The organism is Sinomonas atrocyanea, assembly GCF_030812675.1.
Classification (GTDB): domain Bacteria; phylum Actinomycetota; class Actinomycetes; order Actinomycetales; family Micrococcaceae; genus Sinomonas; species Sinomonas atrocyanea_B.
In genome coordinates, this window is the sequence record NZ_JAUSTE010000029.1 from 1 (window position 1) to 5416 (window position 5416).

Genomic DNA, 5416 nt, shown 5'->3' on the forward strand with positions numbered 1-5416 from the left:
GTGGAGCGCTGGGTCAAGCCCGAGGAGTTCGTCGAGCTGTCCCAGGAGGCCGAGGAGATCGGCTTCCTCGGCGTCATGAGCGGACCCCTCGTCCGGTCCTCCTACCGCGCCGGCCGCCTCTGGGCCACCGCCATGCGCAAGAAGGGCCGCGAGATCCCGCCCGCCCTGGCCCACATCGAGTCCTCCGGCACCACCCGGCAGGAGGCGGCGACCCTCCTCGCTGCCCGCCAGGGGCTGACTGGAAACGATCGGCCGGGGCATCAGGCCCTTGGCCCTACCCCCTGAGGAAGAGGCGTGTCTGCATCGTCGAGGACCCGCTCATCACTGGTTCCCGCTCACCCCGGTAGATGGGCAAAGGCCCGGCACCTGACACGTGGAAGAATTGCGAGCAGGGAGGCAGACATGTCCTCCGAGCAACAGGCCAACATGAGAGTGACGAGCGGTCCCTCAGGAGCCCACAGAGCAGGGGGGCAGGACCCTTCCCAGCACGGCCGTGCGGTCCCGGGGATTGGGGAGTGACTGTGGCCGCTGGGGAAGGGCATGCCGAGGGAGTGAGGGTGTTCCTCCTGATCAGCAACGAGCTCGCCAGGAAGGAAATCAGGCGCCTCTTTCAACTCGAGGGAATGCAGGTGGTCGGCGAGAGCACTTCTGCGCGCCAGGCCCTGTTCCGGATCCGTGTGCTGGGACCGGATGTGACCGTCATGGATTCGAGGATCGCTGACGGCAGGGGCATCGAGGTCTGCCTTCGGGCGCGAGAATCCGTGCCCGGGCTGGGCTGCGTTGTCTTGGTCAGCTATCCGCACGAGGCCGAAGGCCCTGGCGCTCGACACTGCGAGTTCGTACTCCGGGAAGTCACCGACCATGGCCTCGTCGACGCCGTCAGGCGTGCTGCGGCCCAAAAGGGCCCCAGCCCGGGGGGAAAGGACCAGTGAACAGGTCAGCAGCTGTGCCGAAGCGGTGCCGCTGCGGCCCCAGCCCTGCGGTCCGTCTCCCCGGCACCGCCTCGCCTGTTCCGGATGGCGGGAGCAGCTATGGCTGAGCGACGGGATCCATGGGCAAGGATCGAGGCGGCCGCCTACAGGCTTTTCGCTGAGCGGGGTATCGGCGCCTGAGGCCCTTGGCGGGGTGTTCGACGTCTTCGATGTCGTGATCGGCGACGGCCAGCTCCCTGGTCCATGTTCTGCTCGAACTCGGGCCGGCTAACCCGGTGGGGCGGGCGAGTTTGGCCTACTTCGCGCGCCGCCGGGAGCATCTGGCGCATCTCGCTGCACCATCACGCATCGGCCGCCCCCAGAGCTGAAATCGGCGCGGATCCTAGGGCGGCGGTTTGCATTGGTCGCCGCGGCTATGCGCCCCAATGGACAGAACGCTTGTTCTGTTCCGAGACTTTGTGCTCCAACTAGGGCGGTGACCGGCCCCGGCCGGTCCGCACACATGGGGCAGGACATCACCCCGGCCGAGAGGGCCAGCATGCACCGTTGCCAGAATGCCACCGAGCAGGTTGAGCTCACTGAGCAGGTGTTCGTATCCGTGCGCACCGCGCTCGAGGCGATGGGAGTCCGCGACTGGGCGGCCTGCACGCGCACCGCCCAGCGACCGGGTCCATCACGCTCCCCGACATGGATGACGGACGCCTACGAGACGATCATCCCGGACGAGGACCGCGAGGCCTGGGTCCTGTGGGACGCCGCCGAGAAGGACGCCGTGGTCCGGCCGCCATGCGTAGATTTTTTCGCAGAAGGGCTTGCGCGCTCGGACACATGTGCTGCTAATGTGTGGCTCACAGCAGTTCCCGCCGACGGGCGGGGACAAGGCCTCGAATCATTCAATAGCTCGCCGAGTAGCCCTAGGGCGGAAGGCCTGCCTGAGCGGAAGGCCCCGGAGACCCTGATCACCGGGGCCTTTCCGCTGCCGGACGACATGTGCCCGTCATCTCCCGGGCCGCGCACGCGGGCTTGGCTACTGTCACGGCATGACTGCACTCAGGGTCGGGGGACTGCCCGTCGAAGAAGACCAGGCACAGTCCTGGGTCGAGGAGTACCTGCTGCCCGGGGGAGCGCCGTCGGGCTACCCGGCCTACGACGCGTACGAGGGCTCCGGGAAGGGGCGGCGCGACCTCGGGGACGCCGACCTGCTCGCCCCGGCCCTGCTGAACGTCCACCGCAACCCGGTGCCCACCTACTACTCGCTCCAGGCCCTGGTCCCGGCCCTGAACGAGGGGCTCGGAAATGTGCCGGCGGACGTGGCACTGGAGGATGCGGACGACGGCGTGGTCGACGCGTGGCGTCGCTGTTCGGCGTCCTCGACGCGGCGCCGAAGCCGCAGCACGTCGGGTCGTCCGCCACCACAGCACCTGGTCTGATCTGGCCGCCCTCGCCCCCGAGGCGCCGATCACCGCGCCCTGGACATCGTGGCGTGGCGGGCAGGCCTCGCGGCGGATCCGAACAAGCCGAGGGGCCGGCGGCCAGCGCCCGTCGACCTCATCTGACTCCGTCTGTGCGCCTACCCGTAGGCGAGCTCGCGGGCCTTCGCCGCGGCCGACATGTTGTGCCGTCAGGCGCGGTGCGACTTCGGCAAGACGCACTCCACCGTCGTCCACGAGGACGGCTCGGTCACCACCGCCGGCCACCACGAGACCGGGGCCTCGCCGGCCCGGGAGTTCCTCGAGGGATCGGCGCCCCCACAGACTACGCCAAGCGGATCCTGCCCATGATCCGCGAGCACATGCACCACACTCTCGGCAACGGGGCGGACGTGTCCGACTCCGCCGTCCGGCGCATGCTGCGCCGCCTCGACCACGCCAACGGCGGCCCGGCTCTGGCCGACTGGGCGCGGCTCGTGGAGGCCGACAAGGCAGGCCGCGGCGAGGGGGCGAGGAAGGGTCCGGACCACTTGCCCGACTGGCTGCGGACCCGCCGACCGCCTCGGGAACGAGCAGGCCGTCAGCAGGACCCTCCTGCGCGGGCCGCACCTGGCCGAGGCCGGCATCGAGCGCGGCCCCCTCTGGGGGCACATCATCGCCCAGTCCGTCGAGGCCCAGGACGACGGCGCCTTCGCCGACGAGGACGGCGCAGCCGTGTGGCTGTCCGCCCACCGGGACGAGGTCCTGGCCGAGGCGCACCGCCGGCTGGCGGCCAAGGGCGGCGGAGCTCGGAGCAGGCGCCGATAGGGCCGGGGCGAGCGGCCCTGATGGGCGTTTCTGAAGGGTCTCCTAGGCGGCTTGGGTGATCCCGAGCAGGTTGCCTTCGCTGTCGTGGAACCACGCCGAGCGCCGTCCCCCTGGTTCCTCGGCAACACCGTTCACGGTCTTGAGACCGGGCAGGTCGTACTCCTCGAACTGGACCCCTCTGGAGCGGAGCTCCTCGACCGCCGCTTCGATCTCCTCGGTGCTGAAGCCGATCTGGGTATGGTCACCGCTGGGCTTGCCGGAGCTCTGGAAGACCAGGAAGCGGCTGCCCTGCCCCAGCTCGTAGGTCAGTCCCGTCTCGGTGTCCTCGACCGGTTCGAGTCCCAGCTGCTCTGAATAGAATCGCCGCGCCCGGCCCAGATCCTGCGCTGGCAGTGTCGCTTGCGCCTGTGCCTGTCCGAGTCTTGTAGTGGCCATGGTCGGCTCGCCTCCTAAGGGCGCCCCGCGACCAAGATCCCGAGTGCAGGGTACGCCGGCCCCAAAGTGCGGACAAGACGAGACCGTCGAGTGCGCTGCTGGGCTTCACGCCGCAGTCGGGAGCTGCACCGCCGCCTCTCCGACGAGGGCGAAGGGCAGGCCCGCCTCGCGCAGGTCGTAGCACTTGAGCCCGACCCGCTCGACGTGCACCCAGCCGAGGGGCTCGATCATGCCGAAGGGGCCGAACAGGATGGCGCCGTCGTCCAGGAACAGGACCCGTAGCGCCGGCGTGGCGACGACGAGCCCGAGAAGGTCGCGGTGCGCGAGCACGGGACGCACGGCACCGTCCTGGGCTGCGGGGTCGGCCCAGGCGCGGACCACGGTGCCGTCGAGGGCGACCATGGTCGGGGTGAGGCCGGACAGCACGGGCACGGTGGTCGTCATGTCCACGATGTGTGCGGCAGGCCGCCGTGCTGGTCCCAGGCAGAGCAGGGGCCCTCGGGATCACTCCCAAGGGCCCCTGCGATCGGCGGGCGCTATTCGCGCTCCTCCAGCGAGAGCGCGACGATCCACTCGGGCGTCTCGATGCCGCGACGCTGGTCCAAGGTGATGCGGGCCTTCGCCGCCGCGATCTGCACCCGGCGCTCCGCGGGGGAGACCGACGCTGGCCGGGTCGAGGGCTCGATGGTGTGCGGCGCATCAGAATGCGCCTGCTTCCTGCCGTCCGCTCTTGGGGCAGGCACGGCTCGGCCCTAGCTGGCCTTCTCGTTGGCGAGGTCGATGATCCACTTCGGGGTCTCGGCGTGCAGGCGCTTGTCCAGGGTGACCCTGGCCTTCGCCGCGGCGATCTGGACGCGGCGGTCACGGCTGCTTGTGGTGCGGCGGCGCGCCGGGGCGGGGCTGCCGGCCGACGGGGCTGGCGCCTTCTCGGTCATGCTCACCGTCACACTCCTCAGCGCCTCTGCGGTCATCTCGTCTCTCCATTGTCCGGGACCTCTGCGGGTCCGTCCACCACCCCGGGGCCGTCGCCAGTGCCTCCGGCAGCGGACTCTTCCTCGAAGACCTCGAGCGGGTCCGCGGTGGCGACCCTGAGGAGCTCGAGCTCCTCGTCGGTGGCGAGCTTGCTGCGGCCGAGCACCTCGATGGCCTTCTGGCCCAGTTCCGCCTGATCCGGGTCCGTCGAGAGGGACGAGTCGATGGCCCACTGCGCCCGCCGCCACCACTCGGACTGGTTGTCCGCCCGGCTCCGCTCCTTCAGGGTCCGCCACGCGATCCCGGCCGCGATGAGCGCCGCGAGCAGGGGAGCGTAGGGCGCCAGCGTCTGCCACCACGGCGCGGGGTCCGTGTGGACGATCACGTCGAGCGGGCTCGGGCCGGGGGTCGGCGGCACGGTCACAGCCTAGTGATCCGTCGCCTTGATCTCGGCGAGCACTCCCGGCAGGTCGTGCGCGAGCCGGATCGCCTCGATCCTCGTGATGGAGAGCCTGTCCGCGATCTCCCGCCACGGCAGCCTCCGCGCCTGGTCGGCCTTGGTCCTGGGCCTGACCGCGGTTCTGCGCTAGGGCGATGAAGCGTCGCGGGGTGGGCCACCCGCTGTCCACCCTCATGGTCCGCGTCCGGACCATGAGGATTGACCACCTGCCGAGTGCTCACAGGTCCGCATGAGTAACATCCTGAACAAGTGCTCGGAAGACCACGAAGGCCATCCGTGCCCTGTCCGGTGGAGGCCGAGGCTGCGGGTGGTGCGTTGGTCCGGGCGGAGGCCTTGGTGGCCCTCTGCCCGGTGGAGGCCGAGGCTGCGGGTGGTGCGTT

Annotated in this window: 7 protein-coding genes and 1 pseudogene; 3 read left to right on the forward strand and 5 right to left on the reverse strand. The window is 70.1% G+C overall.

Annotation, left to right across the window (positions count from 1 at the left end; translation table 11 throughout):
- The 3 genes and pseudogenes from J2W20_RS19110 to J2W20_RS19120 form a co-directional block, all read left to right on the forward strand.
- A pseudogene (locus J2W20_RS19110) lies at positions 1–285 on the forward strand (hypothetical protein); the annotation flags it as partial.
- 272 nt (positions 286–557) lie between these two features.
- Complete coding sequence (locus tag J2W20_RS19115; protein ID WP_307008727.1) at positions 558–932, forward strand: response regulator; 375 nt, start codon at positions 558–560, stop codon at positions 930–932.
- Between the two features lie 1040 nt (positions 933–1972).
- Complete coding sequence (locus tag J2W20_RS19120) at positions 1973–2362, forward strand: DUF6308 family protein (RefSeq protein ID WP_307008728.1); 390 nt, start codon at positions 1973–1975, stop codon at positions 2360–2362.
- 849 nt (positions 2363–3211) lie between these two features.
- Here J2W20_RS19120 and J2W20_RS19125 read toward each other — a convergent pair.
- From J2W20_RS19125 to J2W20_RS19145, 5 genes are all read right to left on the reverse strand, one after another.
- Positions 3212–3604, reverse strand: coding sequence for a VOC family protein (locus tag J2W20_RS19125; protein ID WP_307008730.1), 393 nt, complete (start codon positions 3602–3604; stop codon positions 3212–3214).
- Positions 3605–3709: 105 nt separating this feature from the next.
- A complete protein-coding gene (locus J2W20_RS19130) occupies positions 3710–4048 on the reverse strand; it encodes a hypothetical protein (protein ID WP_307008731.1) in 339 nt (112 codons plus the stop codon).
- 92 nt (positions 4049–4140) lie between these two features.
- Positions 4141–4347, reverse strand: a complete 207-nt coding sequence (locus J2W20_RS19135; protein ID WP_307008732.1) for a hypothetical protein — start codon at positions 4345–4347, stop codon at positions 4141–4143.
- A 9-nt stretch (positions 4348–4356) separates the two neighbouring features.
- A complete protein-coding gene (locus tag J2W20_RS19140) occupies positions 4357–4575 on the reverse strand; it encodes a hypothetical protein (RefSeq protein ID WP_307008733.1) in 219 nt (72 codons plus the stop codon).
- A complete protein-coding gene (locus tag J2W20_RS19145) occupies positions 4572–4994 on the reverse strand; it encodes a hypothetical protein (protein WP_307008734.1) in 423 nt (140 codons plus the stop codon). The genes J2W20_RS19140 and J2W20_RS19145 overlap by 4 nt, the downstream gene beginning before the upstream one ends.
- Between the last annotated feature and the right edge of the window lie 422 nt (positions 4995–5416).

Coding starts and splice junctions, on each gene's coding strand:
- J2W20_RS19120 (WP_307008728.1), top strand. CDS start 1,973: ATGACTGCACTCAGGGTCGGGGGACTGCCCGTCGAAGAAGACCAGGCA.
- J2W20_RS19125 (WP_307008730.1), bottom strand. CDS start 3,604: ATGGCCACTACAAGACTCGGACAGGCACAGGCGCAAGCGACACTGCCA.
- J2W20_RS19130 (WP_307008731.1), bottom strand. CDS start 4,048: ATGACGACCACCGTGCCCGTGCTGTCCGGCCTCACCCCGACCATGGTC.
- J2W20_RS19140 (WP_307008733.1), bottom strand. CDS start 4,575: ATGACCGCAGAGGCGCTGAGGAGTGTGACGGTGAGCATGACCGAGAAG.